Here is a 17,493-nt window from a genome sequence, read left to right as displayed (position 1 = left end):
ATCCTTAGTTCGACTGGTTCGCGGACTGCATGTCATGCAGCCCCGCAACGGCCTTGGCCCGGGCAACGGCCTGGGTCAGCCAGGGTTCGATTTCCGCCTGCGCGGCCTCCGGCAGCGCCTGCAGCTCGTCCAGCGCCGCCTGCAGCTGACCCTTGCGCAGGTCATCCTCGGCACGGCTCAGCACGGCATCCGGATCGTCCCCCTCCCGCGGGGTCAGCGACCGCGCGCCCAGCTGGTTCTTCAGGAAACTGGTAAAGCTGCTGGTATCGCCAGTATCACGCGTCGCGTTCAGGGCGTCACGGGCATAATCGGGAAAATCGGCCCGAAGCTGCGCCATCGTGGCCACGCCGCTCGCCGCCGCCTGTTGCAGCGCCTCCGGGATCTGCAGGCCCAGCGCCATCAGCGCCTCGATCTGGCTGCTGAACGGGTCGCCGGAATCCAGCGCCGTGGCGATCTGCGTCAGGTTCGCCCGGATCGTCGTGTCGCGCGCCGTGGCCGCGGCATCCGCCTTCATCTGCTGGCTCTGATCGATCATGCTCTCGATCTCGGCGCGCTGGTTGGCCATGGTCTCCTGCAGCTTGCCCAGTGCGGTCTCATAGGCCTGCTGCGCCTGGGCCGAGACATTGTCCGCGATCCCCGAGGCCGAGACCTCTTCCAGCCGCGACCGCAGGTTCGACAGGTCGGCGGTGTTGCGGTCCAGCGTGTCCAGCGCCTGCTTCACGCTGTCGGTCACCTGTGTCACCTGCGTCTTCAGCGCGTCCAGCGCCGGCGTCGCACTGGCCTCGGCCAGGTCCGCCTTCAGCGCCTCGATCTCGGATTTCTGCGCGTCCAGCTGCTGTTGCAGCGCCGCGGTCATGTCTTCCTTCTTCGAAAACGGCGTGCCGTCCGGATAGAGCCAGACCGCCAGGCCAAAGCCGATCGCCGCCGCGGCCACGCCACCCAGAAGCGCGGCGCCAAAGCCGCCCTTCTTCTGTACCACGACCTCCTTCGGCGGGCTCGCCGGGGGTGTCGCAGGATGTGTCGGGGCCCGCGCCTCTTCGGGATCGGTCGCCGCCGCCGCGGGCATGTCCTCGGAGACGTCGGGCGCGGTATAGGGCTTGTCGTCACCCGCGTCCGCCGGGGTGGCGGCCCCCGCCATCAGCACCGCCTCGTCCACGCCGGTCACCGCTTCGGCCTCGTCGCGCGGGTCGTGCACCGGCGCCGTCAGCTCGGGTTCCGTCGCCGTGCTCGTGTCTTCGGGGGTCTCCTCGCCGTCTGCCGTCACCGGGTCGTCTGCCGTGGCTGCGGCCTCGTCCATCGGATTATGCTCCGGTGGCGTCAGCGCCGCCTCCTGCGTCTCCTCCTCCGGCAGTCCTGTTTCGGATACCTTCGGATCGACCTCGGCCTTGCCGGTCTCGTCGTCTTTCTTTTCGGCCACGGATCAACCCCTTTGATTCTGAAAATTACGCCAGGCGGCAATTTTAACCTTAGTGCCCGCCTGTCCCTGTCTCAAGCTGGTGCGCTGCGGCGATCAGTCCACAGGCCAGGCTCAGCATGGTTTCGCCGTCTGGTTGGGCGGCCCGCTCCAGGCGCAGCGGCCTCAGCCGAACCAGGGGCTCTGCCGCCGCCGCACTGATCGCCCCGAGCAGCAGCGGTGCGCTGCCCTGCCAGCCATCGGCAAACAGCTGCGCCGAGCGGGTCGAATAGACCGGGGCCACCACCGGCGCCGGTCCTGCCATCACCCCCCGCGCATCGCCGGAAAACGGGCAGGCGACCTGCTGATAGGCCTCCACGGCTTCCGCCCTCAGCCCCGCGGCCTGCAACCGCCCAGCCAGGTTGCCCTTGTGCACCCGCCCCCGCAGGTGCAGCAGCGGCACCGCCGGCGCCTCGTCGATCAGCCGCCGCATCAGGTCCTCCACCGTGCCGCCGACCGAAATCGCCTCGTGCCCGGCCGCAAGGGCCAGCTCCTGCGTCGCATCGCCCACGCAATAGGCCATGCGCGCCGGTCCGCCGACCCGCTGCCAGGCCCGCACGCCATTGCGCGAGGTAAAGATCAGCCGCTGGTCCGGGCCCGCATCGGGCAGGCTCGGCGCATAGAGGATCTGTTGCAGCGGACTCAGGATGATGCGCACCCCGGAAACCCTCTGCGCGATCCGCCGCGCCAGGGGGGCTCCGTCCTCTTCCGGCCGCGTGATCATCACGACGGGCTGCATGTCTCTACCCTCCACGGGCGGTCGTTACCGCCCCGGCGCCCAACCACCACAGTTGTTTGCGCCCCCCTCAGGTGTTACCTGCACCAGAGGATTTGCGCAACAAATGCGGCAGCAGACGACCATGGCCAAAGACCCCACCTCTCGTGACCTGATCTTTCTCGGCATCGAGAGCAGCTGCGACGATACCGGCGCCGCCGTGCTGCGCGGGCATCCCGGTGCGGCCCGGGTGCTCTCCTCCGTCGTTGCCGGACAGGCCGATCTGCATGCCCCCTTCGGCGGCGTCGTGCCCGAGATCGCCGCCCGCGCCCATGCCGAGAAACTCGACACCTGCGTGGCGCAGGCGCTGGCGCAATCGGGCCTCAGCCTCTCGGACATGGATGCCATCGCCGTCACCGCCGGCCCCGGCCTGATCGGCGGCGTGCTCTCCGGCGTCATGTGCGCCAAGGGCCTCGCGGTGGCCACCGGCAAGCCGCTGATCGGGGTCAACCACCTCGCCGGCCATGCGCTCACGCCGCGGCTTACCGATGGCGTGGCCTTTCCCTACCTGATGCTGCTGGTCTCCGGCGGGCATTGCCAGTTCCTGCTGGTGAAAGGCCCGCAGGAGTTCACGCGCCTCGGCGGCACCATCGACGACGCGCCCGGAGAGGCCTTCGACAAGACCGCCCGCCTGCTCGCCCTGCCCCAGCCCGGCGGCCCCGCCGTTCAGGCCGAGGCCGCAAAGGGCGATGCGAAGCGTTTCGCCTTCCCGCGTCCGCTGCTCGACCGCCCGGGCTGCGACATGAGCTTTTCCGGGCTGAAAACCGCCCTGCTGCGCACCCGCGACAGCGTCATGCAGGGCGATGCCCTGCGCGAGGGCGACCGCGCCGACCTCTGCGCCGGCTTCCAGGCCGCCGTCACGGACGTGCTGCGCGAAAAGACCCGCCGCGCGCTCGATATCTATCTGGCGGAAAAGCCGGCACAGCCGCTGCTGGCCGTGGCCGGCGGCGTGGCGGCCAATACCGCGATCCGCGCCGCGCTTCAGGATCTCTGCGACGAAATGGGCACTGTCTTTACCGCGCCGCCTCTGGCGCTCTGCACGGATAACGCGGCCATGATCGCCTATGCCGGCATGGAGCGTTTCGCCGCCGGCGAGGTCGACGGCATGGCGCTCTCGGCCCGCCCGCGCTGGCCGCTCGACAAACAGGCCGCGCCGCTCCTCGGCAGCGGCAAGAAAGGGGCAAAGGCATGATCTCGGTTCTCGGCGCAGGCGCCTTCGGCACATCGCTCGCCATCTCCATGCGCAAGGGTGGCGCCGATGTCTGGCTCTGGGGCCGCAACCCCGAGACCATGGCCCGCATGCAGGAGACCCGCGAAACCGCCCGCCTGCCCGGCGTGCCCCTGCCCGAGGGCCTCGTCTGCTCCGGCGACATCTCCGCCCTGCCCGCCGATGGCCCGGTGCTCATGGTCACCCCCATGCAGACCCTGCGCCAGATGCTCACCGATCACGCCGACCTGCTCTCGGGCCGCACCCTGGTGACCTGCTGCAAGGGGATCGAGCTCTCCACCGGCCTGCGCGCCTCCGAGGTCATGGCCGAGGTGCTGCCCGATGCCACGCCGGCGGTGCTCTCGGGCCCGAGCTTCGCCCATGACATCGCCTCCGGCCTGCCCACCGCCGTCACGCTGGCCTGCGGCGATGCCGCCAAGGTCAGCGAGCTTCAGGAACAGCTCGCCACCCCCAACCTGCGCCCCTACCGCTCCACCGATGTCACCGGCGTCGAGCTCGGCGGCGCGCTCAAGAACATCATCGCCATCTCCTGCGGCGCCGCCATTGGCGCCGGTCTCGGCCACAGCGCCCGCGCCGCGCTGATCACCCGCGGCTATGCCGAGATGCAGCGCATGGCCGAGAGCCTCGGCGCCCAGCACGAGACCCTCGCCGGCCTCTCCGGCTTCGGCGACCTCTGCCTCACCTGCACCTCCGAAGGCTCGCGCAACTACCGCTTCGGCCTGTCCATCGGCCAGGGCGAGGCCTTCGACCCCTCCGTCACCGTTGAGGGCGCCGCCACCGCCCGTGCCACCCATGCGCTGGCGCAGGCCCGCGGGGTCGACATGCCGATCACCGAAATCGTCACCGGGCTTGTCGAAGCCCGCATCGACGTGGAAAAAGCTCTGCAGATCCTGTTTGCACGGCCCCTTAAGGAGGAATGACCCCATGCCCTACGTCCTGATCGCCCGCGACAAACCCGGCGCCCTCGAAACCCGCAAGGCCAACCGCGACGCGCACCTCGCCTATGCCAACGACAGCGGCGTCGTCCTGATGGGCGGGCCCTTCCTGGACGAGAACGGCGACATGTGCGGCTCCATGGCGATCCTCGACGTCGAGACCCTGGCCGAGGCCGAGGCCTGGGCGGCCAACGATCCCTACGCCAGGGCCGGCCTCTTCGAAGGCGCCGAGATCAAGCCCTGGAAACGGGTGATCGGCTGATGCGCTACTGGCTGTTCAAGTCCGAACCGAACACCTGGGGCTGGGACGACCAGGTCGCAAAGGGTGACGCCGGCGAGGAATGGGACGGCGTGCGCAACTACCAGGCGCGCAATTTCATGCGCGAGATGACCCTCGGCGACCGCGGCTTCTTCTATCACTCGGTGAACGAGAAGCAGGTCGTCGGCATCGTCGAGGTCTGCGCCGAGGTCCACCCCGACAGCAAGGCGGGCGATCCGCGCTGGGAATGCGTGGATATCAGGGCCCTCCGCCCCTTCACCCGTCCCGTCACCCTCGACGAGATCAAGGGCGATCCCGCGCTCTCCGAGATGGTGCTGGTGAAGAACTCGCGCCTCTCCGTGCAACCGGTGACCGAGGCCGAATGGCGCCGCGTCTGTGCCCTGGGCGAGACCGACCCCGACTGAACCACCCCCGTGCGCCGCGCTTCCTGCCCCGTCGGATGCCTCCGGCGGGGATATTTACGGCCAGATGAAAGAGCGCCATCGCACTCTGTCACCAGGCGCTGTCACCTGGCCGGAAATATCCCGCTCATCGAAGTGCTGTTCTGAAATGAAAACGGAGGGCCGGCCATACCCGTAACCCTCCGCTACCCCACGTGCTCCCTACACACCACACGTGATCTCTGAAAGGTTCGGGCCATCCTAGCCGCCCTGATGGGATACCCCGAAACCCCGCCACCGCGCAATTTCCAAGTATTTAGAATGCTGCCGATTCCCCGGGCCCCGACCGCCGCGGACGGGGTTCCGCAGGGGCAACCGCCGAAATTCCACCGCAAAAACAACCTTGAAAAGAATTAATTTACACTAATCCCGTGGTTTTCCCGCCCTCACTCCGGAAAAGCCATGACATTGCCGTGACACGGGGGGCAGGTTGAAGGGGCAGCGGCCCGGAGAGGTCGCCGTGAAACCGATCCGAACGCCCCTGGCAGGGGAGATGTCGTTCTTCGGCCACGTCTGCCGCATGGGGCTTCCGAACGAGACGGGGGTACAACATGCCAAAGGAAACATTCGTCGTCGCCTACGAGAGCGAGGACGACAGCGCCAAGCTCTTGACCTATGCGATCGAGAGGGCGCGCAAGGAAAATGCCGCACTGCATATCGTCCACGTGCTGGAATGGTCGCCCTATTCCTTCCTCACGCCACAGGAGATCGAGGAGCGCACCGGGCGCCGCAAGCAGGAGCTTGCCCGCGCCGAAGAGGTGATCACCGCGCCGGCTGTCGCCCGCGCCACCGCCGAGGGGGTCGAGACCACCTTCGAGATCCGCTACGGCCAGGTGGTCGAGCTGATCGTCGAGATCTCGATCCGGACGAGCGCCACGATGATCTTCGTGGGCCGCTCCGGCTCGAATTCGATGACCAGCCGGATCTTCGGCTCCGTGCCGCTCGGCCTGGCCCAGGTCGCGCCCGTTCCCACCGTCATCGTTCCCTGAGCCAAGAGGCAGAAATCATGAAGAAATTCGTTAATTTCGCCGCCTTCTCGGCGGCAACCGCGGCCTCGGCCGTGCTCATGGCGGGGCCCGCCGCGGCCCAGTCCATCGACGAGACCATCAACAACGCCTTCGCGAAATACACCGGCTGGTACGTGGGGCTGATCTTTGCCAACGTGCCGGGCACCGATTTCTCATGGATCGCCCTCTGGCTGGTCGTGGCCGCCGCGGTCTTCACGCTCTATTTCGGCTTCATCCAGTTCAAGGGCTTCAAGCATTCGATCCAGCTGGTGAAGGGGGATTATTCCGATCCCGACGACGCCGGCGAGGTCAGCCATTTCCAGGCGCTGGCTACCGCGCTCTCGGGCACCGTTGGCCTCGGCAACATCGCCGGCGTGGCGGTGGCCGTGGGCATCGGCGGCCCCGGCGCCACCTTCTGGATGATCCTGGCCGGGCTCTTCGGCATGGCCACGAAATTCACCGAATGCACCCTCGGGGTGAAATACCGCAACGAGTATGAAGACGGCCATGTCTCGGGCGGGCCGATGTATTACATGACCAAGGGCTTCGCCGAGCGCGGCTTCCCCCTGGGTGGTGCTTTTGCCATTCTTTTCAGTATCTTCACGATCCTCGGCGCGCTTGGCGGCGGCAACATGTTTCAGGCCAACCAGGCCCATGCCCAGCTTGCAAACGTGCTCTCGACACCCGATGGCTTCTATACCAACAACGGCTGGATCACCGGGCTGATCCTGGCGGTGGTCACCTTTGCGGTCATCGTCGGCGGCATCAAGTCGATCGCCTCGGTCACCGAAAAGGTCGTGCCCTTCATGGGCGTCTTCTACGTCGTCGTATCGCTGATCATCCTGGCGATGAACTGGCAGATGATCGGCTGGGCCATCGGCCAGATCTTCGCCGGCGCCTTCACCGGGCTGGGCATCGCGGGCGGCATGGCCGGCGCGCTGATCCAGGGCTTCCGCCGCGCCGCCTTCTCGAACGAGGCCGGCGTTGGCTCCGCTGCCATCGCCCACTCGGCGGTGCGCACCCGCGAGCCGGTCACCGAGGGCTATGTCGCCCTGCTGGAACCCTTCATCGACACGGTGGTGATCTGTACCATGACGGCGCTCGTCATCGTGATCACCGGGGTTCTGGTCGTCGATCCCGCCACCGGGCTCTATGTCTGGGACGGCGAGGCGGGCCGCATCGCCACCGAGGGCAATGTCTCCGGGGTGGAACTCACCTCTGCCGCCTATGCCCAGGCCTTCTCCTGGTTCCCCTACCTGCTGGCCATCGCGGTTGTGCTCTTTGCCTTCTCCACGATGATTTCCTGGAGCTATTACGGGCTGAAGGCCTGGACCTACATCTTCGGCGAGGGCAAGGCGACCGAGACGATCTTCAAGCTGATCTTCTGCCTCTTCATCGTGATCGGCTCGGCGGCCAACCTCGGGCCGGTGATCGATTTCTCCGATGCCATGCTCTTCTCGATGGCGATCGTGAACATCATCGCGCTCTACATGCTGATGCCGATCGTGAAGCGCGAGCTGACGACCTATGTCGGCAAGCTGAAGTCGGGCCAGATCAAGAAGTTCAAGTAAGCCTGCTTCCCGGGCACTCCGCTGCTCCGCCGTCCGCGGGGCAGCACCTTTTCGCCGGTTTTCCATTCTCCTGCACGCGGGGGTCTGGAAAGCCGGCGAAATACTCTCATCTCCTTTCGGTAATCAAACCGCCGATGAGACCCCGATGCGCCTGCCATCCGCCCTGACCGCCCTCGCCCTGGGCCCCGCCCTCAGCGCCACCGCCGCCCTCGCGGATCAGCCCTTTGCCGGCTCCTGGGCCCACGAGGACGCCGCCTGCTCCAATCCCTGGCTCACCGTCACCGACGACACGCTGCGCGATGGCGCCACGCTCTCCTGCACCTTCTCAGACATCACCGAGACCGCGCCCGGCACCTTTGCCGTCATGGCGTCCTGCAACGGCGCCGAGGCCGAGGACTGGACCATCCGGGTGCACGACGGGGTGCTGACCCTGATCAACGCGGTGGATTTCGGCGACGGCCGCATCTCGCGCTGGCATCACTGCGGCGGCTGAGCCCGGCCGGCCGCTATTTCAGCTGGCTGTCCTTGCTGCCGCGCCGGTTGATGCCGCCGCGCAGGGCAGGGCGCGCGTCGCGCTCCTGCTGGCACTCGATGCAGAGTTTCACGCCCGGGATCGCCCGGCGCCGCGCCTCGGGGATCGGCTCCTCGCATTCCACGCAGTGGGTCGCGCTCTCGCCCAGGGGGCGGCGCTGCGCCTTCATGCGCTGCAGCTCGTCGTTGATCGAGGCTTCGATCTGTTCGTTCACCGCGCCGTCGCGCGACCAGCCTCCGGCCATGGCTCTCTCCGATCATCCGGATCCTTCACGGGCTTCAGCCTGTCTCCCCGCGGGGGATCCGTCAAATCCGGCTTCAAATCCGCTCACTTGTTCATCTGCTGCTGATAGAACATCGTGCCGCTCTGCTTCTGCCGCGTGCTGTTCTGCTGCTGACGCTGGCGATATTTCAGCCAGCTCTCAGAGGCGACGTTGCCCTCCCGCAGCTCCCGCGACAGCTCCTCCTGCGCCCGGCGCCGCTCGCGCTCGGCCTCCAGCGCCTGCTGGGTCTGTTCGATCCGGTCCTGCAGCGTCGCGCTGCTGTCGCTGCCGTCGCTGCCCGTCGTCGTCTGCGCCGTGGCCGCGCCGGCGGCCAGCACCGCCGACATCACCAATGCGGCGCCAAGATGTGACCGAGACATGATGCTCTCCTCTGCCTGCCTCACATATAGGAAGCGCCCGGGCCCCCAGGAAGGTTTCATCCGCCGTCATCACGGGCGCGTGGGCGCCGCTCCGCCCATCCTCCGCATGTTCACGCGTCGGGGAACACATGTCAGGGATTTGTGAGTTACGGCGTCCGCCACAACCGGAGATACTGGACGCCATTGCCCCGCCCCCTCAGTCACGGACCGTCCCTTGCCGCCCGAAATCACCTTTGCCCGCCTGCCAGAGATCGCCCCCGCGCAGATCATCGCCCATATGTCCGATCCCCGGGTGGCCGAACACATGCCGCTGCTCACCTGGCAGTGGGACGCCGAGACCGTCGCCACCTTCGTCGCGGCCAAGGAGGCCTGCTGGCAGCGTGACGGCCTCGGCCACTGGGCCTTCCTGGTCGATGGCGCCTATGCCGGCTGGGGCGGCTTCCAGAAGGAGGGCGAAGACTGGGACTTCGGCCTCGTCCTGCGCCCCGAACACTTTGGCGCCGGCATGGCGATCACCCGCCGCGCCATGGACTTTGCCCGCGCCGATCCGCGCATTCCCCATGTCACCTTCCTGCTGCCGCCCTCGCGCCGCGCCTTCGGGGCGCTCGCACGCATGGGCGCCACCTGCACCGGAGAGGTCCGCTACGACGGCGCCGCCTTCCTGCGCTTCCTGGTCGAAACCGCCTGAGACCACCCCGGCTTCGATCACCCCGGCTTCACCGCCACCATCCGGCCCACCTTCAGCGCGCCGATGCGCAGGTTGTGCTCCATCGCGCGCGAGGCCGCGACCCGCTGGCGCAGCACCTCCGGCGACAGCCCGGCCAGGGGCGCGCCGGCATCGGCCGCCGGCCCCCATTGCGCGATGACCTTCTGGTGAAACCGCTGCCCGGCGGCGCTGTCATCGACGAAGCCCCCCGGGCTCAGGCCCAGCGCCTGCAGCCGCTCCCGTGCCGCCGGCAGCCCCTCGAGCGCCGACATCGCCGGATCGGTGGCCCAGGGCAGGGGCCATTTCAGCGCCCCGGTGCCGGCAAAGATCTCGTGCAGCGCCAGCCGCCCGCCGGGCGCCAGCACCCGCGTCAGCTCGCCGAACAGCCGGTCCTTTTCCGCGATCTGCATCGCCACGTGCTGCATCACCACCACCTCGGCGCTGGCCTCCGGCACCGGCAGGGCCAGGGCGCTCGCGGTCAGCACCTCCACCCGCTCCGACAGGCCCACCAGCGCGTTCAGCTGTCGCGCCGTCCCGGCCAGCACCTCCGACAGTTCCACCGCCGTCACCTGCGCGCCATGGCGATCGGCAAAGCGGCGCGAGGATCCGGCCAGCCCGGCGCCCACGTCCAGCACCCGCACGCCCGGCCCGATGCCCGCCATCGCGGCCAGGTCATCGGTGGCCTGCAGCCCGCCCATGTGGATCATGTCGATGCCGTGCAGGTCCGCGGGCACCGCCTGCGCCGGGTCCACGCCCGCATCGCGCAGCGCCTGCAGCGCCGCATCATAGCCGATCACCTGCTTCGCCCAATGCGCGGCCACCCTGCGCCCCTGGTCGGTCACCGCCTCTGCCCGCTCCTCCGTCATCGCATCCTCCGTGGTCCTCTTCCCGGGCACAGGCTACGCCCATCCTCCCGTTTTCCCAAACGAAACCGCCGTGCATGGTTGCACCCGCCGCGGCCCCGGGCCAACCTGCCGCCGGGCGTCAGATCGCGCCCCACATGCAAAGGCACGCCATGTTCTCACGTCTCTTTCCGGCGCTCTGCGCCACCGCCCTGGCTCTTCCCATCCTCTCAGGTGCAGCCCTGGCCGATCCGCTGATCGGCGTCACCTCGGCCACGGTTGCCGCACCTGAAACGGGTGAAGAAGAAGGGCAGGGCGAGCGCCCGCTGTCCCTCACGCTCTGGTATCCCGCCACCGGCGGCACTGCCGCGCCCGAAACCGGCAACGCCGTCTTCCGGGGGCCTGACGCGGTGCGCGACGGCACGCCCGTCGCGGGGCCGCTGCCGCTGGTGCTCGTCTCGCACGGCGGGCTGCGCTCTGCCGCCGACAGCGGCGCCTGGCTCGCCGCCGGTCTCGCCGCACAGGGGATGATCGCGGTCGAGGTCTCGGCCCCGCGCCCTGCCAGCGCCGAGGCCGCGCTCGAGGAGATCTGGCGCCGCCCGCAGGATCTCTCCGACGCGCTCACCGCGCTGCTGAACGATCCTCAGTTCTCCGGCTACATCGACACCTCGCGCATCGGCGCCGTGGGCTTTGCCCTGGGCGGCACCGCCGTGGCGCGCCTGGCCGGTGCCGAGATCGACGCCCCGGGCTATGCCGCCGCCTGCGATCCGGGCGCCGAGGATGCCGGCAACGGCCCCGATTGCGGCTGGTTCGCGGGGCAGGGCGTCTCGCTCGCCGCAACCGATCCCGCGCGTCTCGCGGCCTCGCAGGCCGATCCCCGGATCACCGCCGCGCTGGCCATCGCACCGGAATATGCCGGGCTGCTCACCCTGCCGCAGGGCGCCGCGCCGCTCACCGTGCTGGGCCTCGGGGCGCTGCCGGGGCAAGTCGCCGGGGCAGGGGATCCCACCCTGTTGCCCGGTGCCACGCCCATGGATGCCTTTGCGCTCTGCACGCCCAAGGGGGCCGCGATTCTGGCCGAGGATGACGGCGATCCGGCCATCTGCGGCAACGATTCCGCGGCCCGGCAGGCGGTGCATGACCGCATCGTCGCCCTCGCGGCCCAGGCGCTGAAACCGCAGTCCTGAGCCCTGCAAACCGGGGCTTGCCTCGCGGGCCCCGGGACCATTCACCCGGAAACCCGCAGCTGCCTGCATGGCAAAAGAAAACCCCCGCCACTGGCGGGGGTTTCCAAATCGTCCGGTCTGCTGGTGCAGATCAGTAGCGGTAGTGGTCCGGCTTGAACGGGCCTTCCGGCGTCACGCCGATATAGGCGGCCTGTTCCGGGCTCAGCTTGGTCAGCTTGGCGCCCACCTTCTCCAGGTGCAGCGCGGCAACCTTCTCGTCCAGATGCTTGGGCAGAACATAGACTTCGTTCTTGTACTGGTCGCCCTTGGTCCACAGTTCGATCTGGGCCAGCGTCTGGTTGGTGAACGACGCCGACATCACGAAGCTGGGGTGGCCGGTGGCGTTGCCCAGGTTCAGCAGACGGCCTTCGGACAGCAGGATGATGCGGTTGCCCGAGGGCATCTCGATCATGTCCACCTGGTCCTTGATGTTGGTCCACTTGTGGTTCTTCAGGTTGGCCACCTGGATCTCGTTGTCGAAGTGACCGATGTTGCCGACGATGGCCATGTCCTTCATCGCGCGCATGTGCTCGATGCGGATGATGTCCTTGTTGCCGGTGGTGGTGATGAAGATGTCGGCGCTGTCGACCACGTCTTCCAGCAGCACCACCTCGAAACCGTCCATGGCGGCCTGCAGGGCGCAGATCGGGTCGGCTTCGGTCACCTTCACGCGGGCGCCGGCACCGGCCAGCGATGCGGCAGAGCCCTTGCCCACGTCACCATAGCCACAGACCACGGCAACCTTGCCGGCCATCATGGTGTCGGTGGCGCGGCGGATACCGTCGACCAGCGATTCCTTGCAGCCGTACTTGTTGTCGAACTTCGACTTGGTGACGCTGTCGTTGACGTTGATCGCCGGGAAGGGCAGGTGGCCCGCCTTCTGCAGCTCGTACAGGCGGTGCACGCCGGTGGTGGTTTCCTCGGACACGCCCTTGATCAGCTCGCGCTGCTTGGTGAACCAGCCCGGGTTGGCCGCCATGCGCTTCTTGATCTGCGCGAACAGGAAGGTTTCCTCTTCGCTCGTCGGGGTCTCGATCAGGTCGGTCTCGCCGGCTTCGACGCGGGCACCGATCAGGATGTACATGGTGGCATCGCCGCCGTCATCCAGGATCATGTTGCAGAAACCGTCCTCGAAATCGAAGATCTTGTCGGCGTAATCCCAATATTCTTCCAGGGTCTCGCCCTTGATGGCGAAAACAGGCGTGCCGCCGGCGGCAATGGCCGCGGCCGCATGGTCCTGGGTCGAGAAGATGTTGCAGCTCGCCCAGCGCACGTCCGCGCCGAGGGCAACAAGCGTCTCGATCAGGACGGCCGTCTGGATCGTCATGTGGAGAGACCCGGCAATCCGCGCGCCCTTCAGGGGTTTGCTGTCGCCAAACTCGGCGCGCAGGGCCATCAGGCCGGGCATCTCGGTTTCCGCGATGTCCAGTTCCTTACGGCCGAAGGCTGCGAGGTTAATGTCCTTTACGATATAGTCCTGGGTCATATAGTCCGGTCTCCTGGTGGGTCGGTCCCGAGGGGTGTTAGCAGGTGACCGATGGAACGACAATGGCAGCGCCCGAGATGTAGGGCCTCAGGATGACCAAGGTGTAAACATGAAGCAACCCAGAGCCTGGCAGCGCATGTTATCCGGTCGCCGCCTCGATCTGCTCGATCCCACGCCGGTCGACATCGAGATCGAGGACATCGCCCATGGCCTGGCCTTCGTCGCCCGCTGGAACGGTCAGACCGCCGGCGATTACGCCTATTCCGTCGCCGAACATTCCCTGCTGGTCGAAACCCTCTTCGGCCGGCTCTGCCCCGGGGCCTCCGCCGCCGATCGCCTCACCGCCCTGCTGCACGATGCGCCCGAATACGTGATCGGAGACATGATCTCCCCGGTCAAGGCCGCCGTCGGGCCCGACTACGGCGCCCTCGATGCCCGCCTCGCCGCCGCCATCCACATCCGCTTCGGGCTGAACGCCGTGCCCACCAAGGCGCTGAAATCCCGCATCAAGCGGGCCGACCGGATCTCCGCCTGGATGGAGGCCACCCGCATCGCCGGCTTCTCCGAGACCGAGGCCACCGGCTTCTTCGGCCGCCCCGACCCGGCGCTGATGGAGGGGCTCGACATCGTGCTGCGCCCCGCCGCCGAGACCCGCCGCGATTTCACCGCCCGCCACGCCGCCCTCATGGCACAGCTGCCATGATGATCCGCCCGATCATCCGCCGCGCCGGCCGGCTCGACTGCACCCAAGTCGCCACGCTGCTGAACGAGGTGATCGCCCAGGGCGGCACCACCGCGCTGACCGACCCGGTCACCGGCGCCGAAATCGCCGCCTGGATGGCCCGCAGCCCCCGCGCCATCTGGCACCTGGCCGAGGACGAGGCCGGCACGCTGCTGGGCTTCCAGTACGTCGAACCCCATGCCACCTACGGCGATCACGTCGCCCAGATCGCCACCTTTGCCCGGGTGGGCCGCACCGGTCTCGGCATCGGCTCGGCGCTCTTCGAGGCCACCGCCGCCGCCGCCCGCCAGGAGGGCTATGCCTGGATCAATGCCGAGATCCGCGCCGACAACACCGGCGGGCTGATCTACTACCAGAGCCGCGGCTTCGAGGATCATGGCCGCATCAACGGCTACCGCCTCGGCGATGGCACCCAGGTCGACAAGGTGCTCAAGCGCTACGACCTTCAGCCCTAGCGGCGCTCGCCGGCCCCCACGGGCGCCTGCACCACGACCTCCGCCTCTGCCGCCGCCCGCGCCCGGGCCGCATCGCGGTCGATCAGCAGCGCCGCGCCCGTGACGCTGACGATCAGGAAAAACCCGCCCATGACAAACCCGTGCATCCGCACCCCCGTTTCAGCTGTGGTGATCCGCCGATCCTGACACGTCAGCCGCCGCAGGGCGCGCCTTACCGGGGCGCATGGTTTCCCGCGTCCTAACCCGCCTCATTCCCCGGCCGCGGGCCCGCGCAGCAGCGCCCGGTTCTCCTCCACCAGGGTCCGGCAGAAATCGGCAACCACCTTCACCCGCCGCGCCTGCGCCAGGTCGGCCTGCGTCACCAGCCAGATCTGCTGATCCACGCCCAGGTCCGCCTTCAGGCAGACCAGCCGCGGTTCCGCCAGGCAATGCGGCAGCACCGCAAGGCCCTGGCCCGCCAGGCAGGCGCTCAGCTGCGCCGCCACCGATGTGGTGATCAGCCCGGGCCGCCGCCCCTGCATCACCCGGTCCATCCATTGCGCCGCCGGCAGATGCGCCTGCCCCTCCGACCAGCCGATGAAATCGTCGCCCTCGAAATCCGCCGCATCCGCGCCGGGCCGCCGCGCGGCGACATAATCGCGCGATCCATACAGGCCGAAACCCAGCCGCCCCAGCCGCTGCAGGCTCACGTGGCCGCGCTCGGGCTTGACCATGCGCAGGGCGATATCGGCATCGCGCCGGTGCAGGTTCACCGTGGCGATATCGGTCAGCACCTCCAGGTGCAGCTGCGGATGCGCCGCCCTCAGCCGCCCGATCTGCGGCAAGATCAGGTGGGTGGCGAATGTCTCGGCCGTGGCCAGGCGCACCGTGCCCGTCACCTCCGCCGTCTGCCGCACCCCCGATGCGAGCGAGAGCGCCATGGCCTCCATGTCCTCGGCCCGCTCCATCAGGGCCCGGCCATCCTCGGTCAGCGGGTATCCCGTCTGGGTCCGCAGGAACAGCGGCTGGCCGATCTCGCCCTCCAGCCGCTCGATCCGCCGCGAGACGGTGGCAATGCCCAGGCTCGTCGCCTGCGCCGCACCGCTCAGGGTGCCGGCCCGCGCCACGCTCAGGAACACCCGCAGGTCATCCCAGATCAGGCCGCCGCCGGCCGGTTTCGAAAAGGGGCTCTTCGGCAAAGGGTTTCCGCTCATGGAAATCTGCTCTCCGTTTTCGTGCCTGTGTTCCGCTCCTGAAAGGTGCCACCTCTGTGCCGCGTCCACAACCGCCCCCACCTGCCGCACCCCACCTGCCGCACCTTTCCGGGGCGCCACACCGAAAGGACCTCCCATGGATCTTCCCCGTCTTCCCCGCCGCACCCTCGGCCAGGGCTTCGAAACCTCCGCCCTCGGCCTCGGCTGCATGGGCATGAGCGAATTCTACGGCCCCCGCGACGACGAAACCTCCCTGCAGGTGCTGCACGCCGCCGTCGATCAGGGCATCGACATGCTCGACACCGCCGACATGTACGGCGCCCATCACAACGAGACCCTCATCGGGGGCTTCCTGCGCGGCCTGCCCGCCGGTGACCGGCCGAGGATCGCCACCAAGTTCGGCATCGTCCGCGCCCCCGGCGAATATGCCCGCGGCATCGACAACAGCCCCGCCTATGCCCGCGCCTCGGTCGAAGGCTCGCTGCGCCGTCTTGGGATCGAGCAGATCGATCTCTACTACGTCCACCGGGTGAACCCCGATCGGCCGGTCGAAGGGGTGATGGAGGCGCTCTCCGCCCTGGTCGCCGAGGGCAAGATCGCCCATATCGGCCTCTGCGAGGTCAGCGCCGCCACCCTGCGCCGGGCCCATGCGGTGCATCCGGTCACCGCCGTGCAGTCGGAATATTCCCTCTGGGAACGCGGCGCCGAGGCCGAGGTGCTGCCTGCCTGCCGTGCGCTGGGGGTGGGTTTCGTGCCCTATTCGCCGCTCGGCCGCGGCTTCCTGACCGGCCGCATCGGCAAGAGCGAGGATCTCGACGCCACGGATTTCCGCCGCGCCCTGCCGCGCTTCCAGGCCGGGGCCCTGGCGGTCAACCGCTCCATCGCCGATCGCGTCTCTGCCGTGGCCGCCCGCCATGGTCACAGCCCGGCGCAGGTGGCGCTGGCCTGGCTGCTGGCGCAGGGCCCCGACATCGTGCCGATCCCCGGCACCAAGCGGCTGCGCTGGCTCGCCGACAACCTCGGCGCCGCCCGCGTGGTTCTCACCCCCGATGACCTGGCCGAGCTCGACGCCCTGCAGGCGCTGCCGGTCTCCGGCGACCGCTACACCCCAGAGGGCATGAAGGGCGTCGGCACCTGACCGCGCCCTCCCGTTTCATCTTTCCGAAAATACTCCCGCCGGAGGCGGAAAAACCGCCCCGGCACGGGTTAACCGGCCGCACGCTGCCCCGGGCGCGCCGGCTGCGCGTCAACCTCTTGTCAGCCTTGGTAAATCCCTACCCGCGCAAATTTCGCACCGACGTAATACCGACACGATACCGACGTAATACCGACGTTGGAAATTTACCCCTTTCCGGGGGCGTTAACGGGGCGAACGCTTGGCCAGGATCCGCTGCAGGGTCCGGCGGTGCATGTTCAACCGGCGGGCAGTTTCGCTGACATTCCGGTCACATAGCTCGTAGACCCGCTGGATATGTTCCCAACGCACCCGGTCGGCGCTCATCGGGTTTTCCGGCGGCGGCGGCAGCGCATCGCCATTGGCCAGCAGCGCATTCGTGATATCCGTAGCATCCGCCGGCTTCGACAGATAATCCGTCGCTCCGATCTTCACCGCGGCAACGGCGGTGGCGATGGCGCCATAGCCCGTCAGAACCACGACACGGCAGTCGGGCCGGACCTCTCGCAGCACCTCCACCACGTCCAGTCCGTTGCCGTCTTCCAGCCGCAGGTCACAGACTGCAAAGGCCGGCGGGCGGGCCAGGGCAATGGCCTTGCCCTCGGCGACCGTCTCGGCGGTTTCAACCTCGAAACCGCGCTTCTCCATGGCCTTGGCCAAGCGCCTCAGAAAGGGCTCGTCATCGTCCAGCAGCAGCAGGCTCTTGTCTGCGCCGATCTCCAGGGTGTCGTCCATGGCAAACAGTACCTCTCCTTTGAGAGCAAGGGGCAGGGCGGCGTTCCGCCCTGCAGAATTGTTCTAAGGCT

The 17,493-nt window shown here is 68.2% G+C and carries 21 protein-coding genes; 12 read left to right on the top strand and 9 right to left on the bottom strand.

What is annotated here, in order from left to right:
- Window positions 1–4: 4 nt before the first annotated feature.
- Window positions 5–1,417, bottom strand: coding sequence for a COG4223 family protein (locus tag AC0WR5_RS20340; protein WP_475865732.1), 1,413 nt, complete (start codon window positions 1,415–1,417; stop codon window positions 5–7).
- Window positions 1,418–1,466: 49 nt separating this feature from the next.
- Window positions 1,467–2,192, bottom strand: a complete 726-nt coding sequence (locus AC0WR5_RS20335; protein WP_475865730.1) for a uroporphyrinogen-III synthase — start codon at window positions 2,190–2,192, stop codon at window positions 1,467–1,469.
- 121 nt (window positions 2,193–2,313) lie between these two features.
- On the opposite strand from AC0WR5_RS20335, the gene tsaD reads away from it, so the two are divergent.
- The 7 genes from tsaD to AC0WR5_RS20300 all read left to right on the top strand — a co-directional run bounded on the left by tsaD (window position 2,314) and on the right by AC0WR5_RS20300 (window position 8,182).
- On the top strand, window positions 2,314–3,420 hold the full coding sequence (gene tsaD, locus AC0WR5_RS20330; RefSeq protein WP_475865728.1) for a tRNA (adenosine(37)-N6)-threonylcarbamoyltransferase complex transferase subunit TsaD: 1,107 nt from the start codon (window positions 2,314–2,316) through the stop codon (window positions 3,418–3,420).
- Window positions 3,417–4,376 carry an NAD(P)H-dependent glycerol-3-phosphate dehydrogenase gene (locus AC0WR5_RS20325; RefSeq protein WP_475865727.1) on the top strand — a complete coding sequence of 320 codons (960 nt, stop codon included), beginning with the start codon at window positions 3,417–3,419 and terminating at the stop codon, window positions 4,374–4,376. Before tsaD ends, AC0WR5_RS20325 begins: the two co-directional genes overlap by 4 nt.
- A gap of 4 nt (window positions 4,377–4,380) precedes the next feature.
- Window positions 4,381–4,653 (top strand): YciI family protein, encoded by a 273-nt coding sequence (locus AC0WR5_RS20320; RefSeq protein ID WP_475865725.1) that lies wholly within the window; start codon window positions 4,381–4,383, stop codon window positions 4,651–4,653.
- The gene (locus AC0WR5_RS20315) at window positions 4,653–5,075 is read left to right on the top strand and encodes an EVE domain-containing protein (protein ID WP_475865723.1); all 423 of its coding nucleotides are present in this window, start codon (window positions 4,653–4,655) and stop codon (window positions 5,073–5,075) included. Before AC0WR5_RS20320 ends, AC0WR5_RS20315 begins: the two co-directional genes overlap by 1 nt.
- Window positions 5,076–5,662: 587 nt before the next feature.
- Window positions 5,663–6,100: a universal stress protein gene (locus AC0WR5_RS20310; RefSeq protein ID WP_475865721.1), complete on the top strand. Its 438-nt coding sequence runs from the start codon at window positions 5,663–5,665 to the stop codon at window positions 6,098–6,100.
- 17 nt (window positions 6,101–6,117) lie between these two features.
- The gene (locus AC0WR5_RS20305) at window positions 6,118–7,689 is read left to right on the top strand and encodes an alanine/glycine:cation symporter family protein (protein WP_475865719.1); all 1,572 of its coding nucleotides are present in this window, start codon (window positions 6,118–6,120) and stop codon (window positions 7,687–7,689) included.
- A gap of 145 nt (window positions 7,690–7,834) precedes the next feature.
- Entirely contained in the window at window positions 7,835–8,182 is a 348-nt protein-coding gene (locus AC0WR5_RS20300; RefSeq protein WP_475865718.1) for a hypothetical protein, read from the top strand.
- Window positions 8,183–8,195: 13 nt separating this feature from the next.
- On the opposite strand, the gene AC0WR5_RS20295 is transcribed toward AC0WR5_RS20300, so the two are convergent.
- Window positions 8,196–8,465 (bottom strand): DksA/TraR family C4-type zinc finger protein, encoded by a 270-nt coding sequence (locus AC0WR5_RS20295; RefSeq protein WP_475865716.1) that lies wholly within the window; start codon window positions 8,463–8,465, stop codon window positions 8,196–8,198.
- Window positions 8,466–8,548: 83 nt separating this feature from the next.
- Entirely contained in the window at window positions 8,549–8,863 is a 315-nt protein-coding gene (locus tag AC0WR5_RS20290) for a hypothetical protein (protein WP_475865714.1), read from the bottom strand.
- A 214-nt stretch (window positions 8,864–9,077) separates the two neighbouring features.
- On the opposite strand from AC0WR5_RS20290, the gene AC0WR5_RS20285 reads away from it, so the two are divergent.
- A complete protein-coding gene (locus AC0WR5_RS20285) occupies window positions 9,078–9,551 on the top strand; it encodes a GNAT family N-acetyltransferase (protein WP_475865712.1) in 474 nt (157 codons plus the stop codon).
- A gap of 17 nt (window positions 9,552–9,568) precedes the next feature.
- Here the strand turns inward: AC0WR5_RS20285 and AC0WR5_RS20280 are convergent, their stop codons facing one another.
- Window positions 9,569–10,435: an SAM-dependent methyltransferase gene (locus AC0WR5_RS20280; protein ID WP_475865710.1), complete on the bottom strand. Its 867-nt coding sequence runs from the start codon at window positions 10,433–10,435 to the stop codon at window positions 9,569–9,571.
- 149 nt (window positions 10,436–10,584) lie between these two features.
- Here AC0WR5_RS20280 and AC0WR5_RS20275 point away from each other — a divergent pair, with 149 nt between their 5' ends.
- Window positions 10,585–11,598, top strand: a complete 1,014-nt coding sequence (locus AC0WR5_RS20275) for an alpha/beta hydrolase family protein (RefSeq protein ID WP_475865709.1) — start codon at window positions 10,585–10,587, stop codon at window positions 11,596–11,598.
- A gap of 130 nt (window positions 11,599–11,728) precedes the next feature.
- Here AC0WR5_RS20275 and ahcY read toward each other — a convergent pair whose 3' ends face one another.
- Complete coding sequence (gene ahcY / locus AC0WR5_RS20270; protein WP_475865708.1) at window positions 11,729–13,123, bottom strand: adenosylhomocysteinase; 1,395 nt, start codon at window positions 13,121–13,123, stop codon at window positions 11,729–11,731.
- A 109-nt stretch (window positions 13,124–13,232) separates the two neighbouring features.
- On the opposite strand from ahcY, the gene AC0WR5_RS20265 reads away from it, so the two are divergent.
- Entirely contained in the window at window positions 13,233–13,826 is a 594-nt protein-coding gene (locus AC0WR5_RS20265) for a hypothetical protein (RefSeq protein ID WP_475865706.1), read from the top strand.
- Window positions 13,826–14,320, top strand: a complete 495-nt coding sequence (locus AC0WR5_RS20260) for an N-acetyltransferase family protein (RefSeq protein ID WP_475869083.1) — start codon at window positions 13,826–13,828, stop codon at window positions 14,318–14,320. Before AC0WR5_RS20265 ends, AC0WR5_RS20260 begins: the two co-directional genes overlap by 1 nt.
- Here the strand turns inward: AC0WR5_RS20260 and AC0WR5_RS20255 are convergent.
- Window positions 14,317–14,466 (bottom strand): hypothetical protein, encoded by a 150-nt coding sequence (locus AC0WR5_RS20255; RefSeq protein WP_475865704.1) that lies wholly within the window; start codon window positions 14,464–14,466, stop codon window positions 14,317–14,319. The two genes, AC0WR5_RS20260 and AC0WR5_RS20255, sit on opposite strands and share 4 nt — an antisense overlap.
- 102 nt (window positions 14,467–14,568) lie before the next feature.
- The gene (locus AC0WR5_RS20250; protein ID WP_475865703.1) at window positions 14,569–15,513 is read right to left on the bottom strand and encodes a LysR family transcriptional regulator; all 945 of its coding nucleotides are present in this window, start codon (window positions 15,511–15,513) and stop codon (window positions 14,569–14,571) included.
- A 136-nt stretch (window positions 15,514–15,649) separates the two neighbouring features.
- Here AC0WR5_RS20250 and AC0WR5_RS20245 point away from each other — a divergent pair, with 136 nt between their 5' ends.
- Window positions 15,650–16,651, top strand: coding sequence for an aldo/keto reductase (locus AC0WR5_RS20245; RefSeq protein WP_475865702.1), 1,002 nt, complete (start codon window positions 15,650–15,652; stop codon window positions 16,649–16,651).
- A 222-nt stretch (window positions 16,652–16,873) separates the two neighbouring features.
- Here AC0WR5_RS20245 and AC0WR5_RS20240 read toward each other — a convergent pair whose 3' ends face one another.
- Entirely contained in the window at window positions 16,874–17,422 is a 549-nt protein-coding gene (locus AC0WR5_RS20240) for an ActR/PrrA/RegA family redox response regulator transcription factor (RefSeq protein WP_475865700.1), read from the bottom strand.
- Window positions 17,423–17,493 lie beyond the last annotated feature (71 nt).

The organism is Pseudooceanicola sp. DL12, from assembly GCF_056270665.1.
Note: the sequence above shows the minus strand (reverse complement) of the source record. Positions and strands in the feature narration are given on the sequence as shown.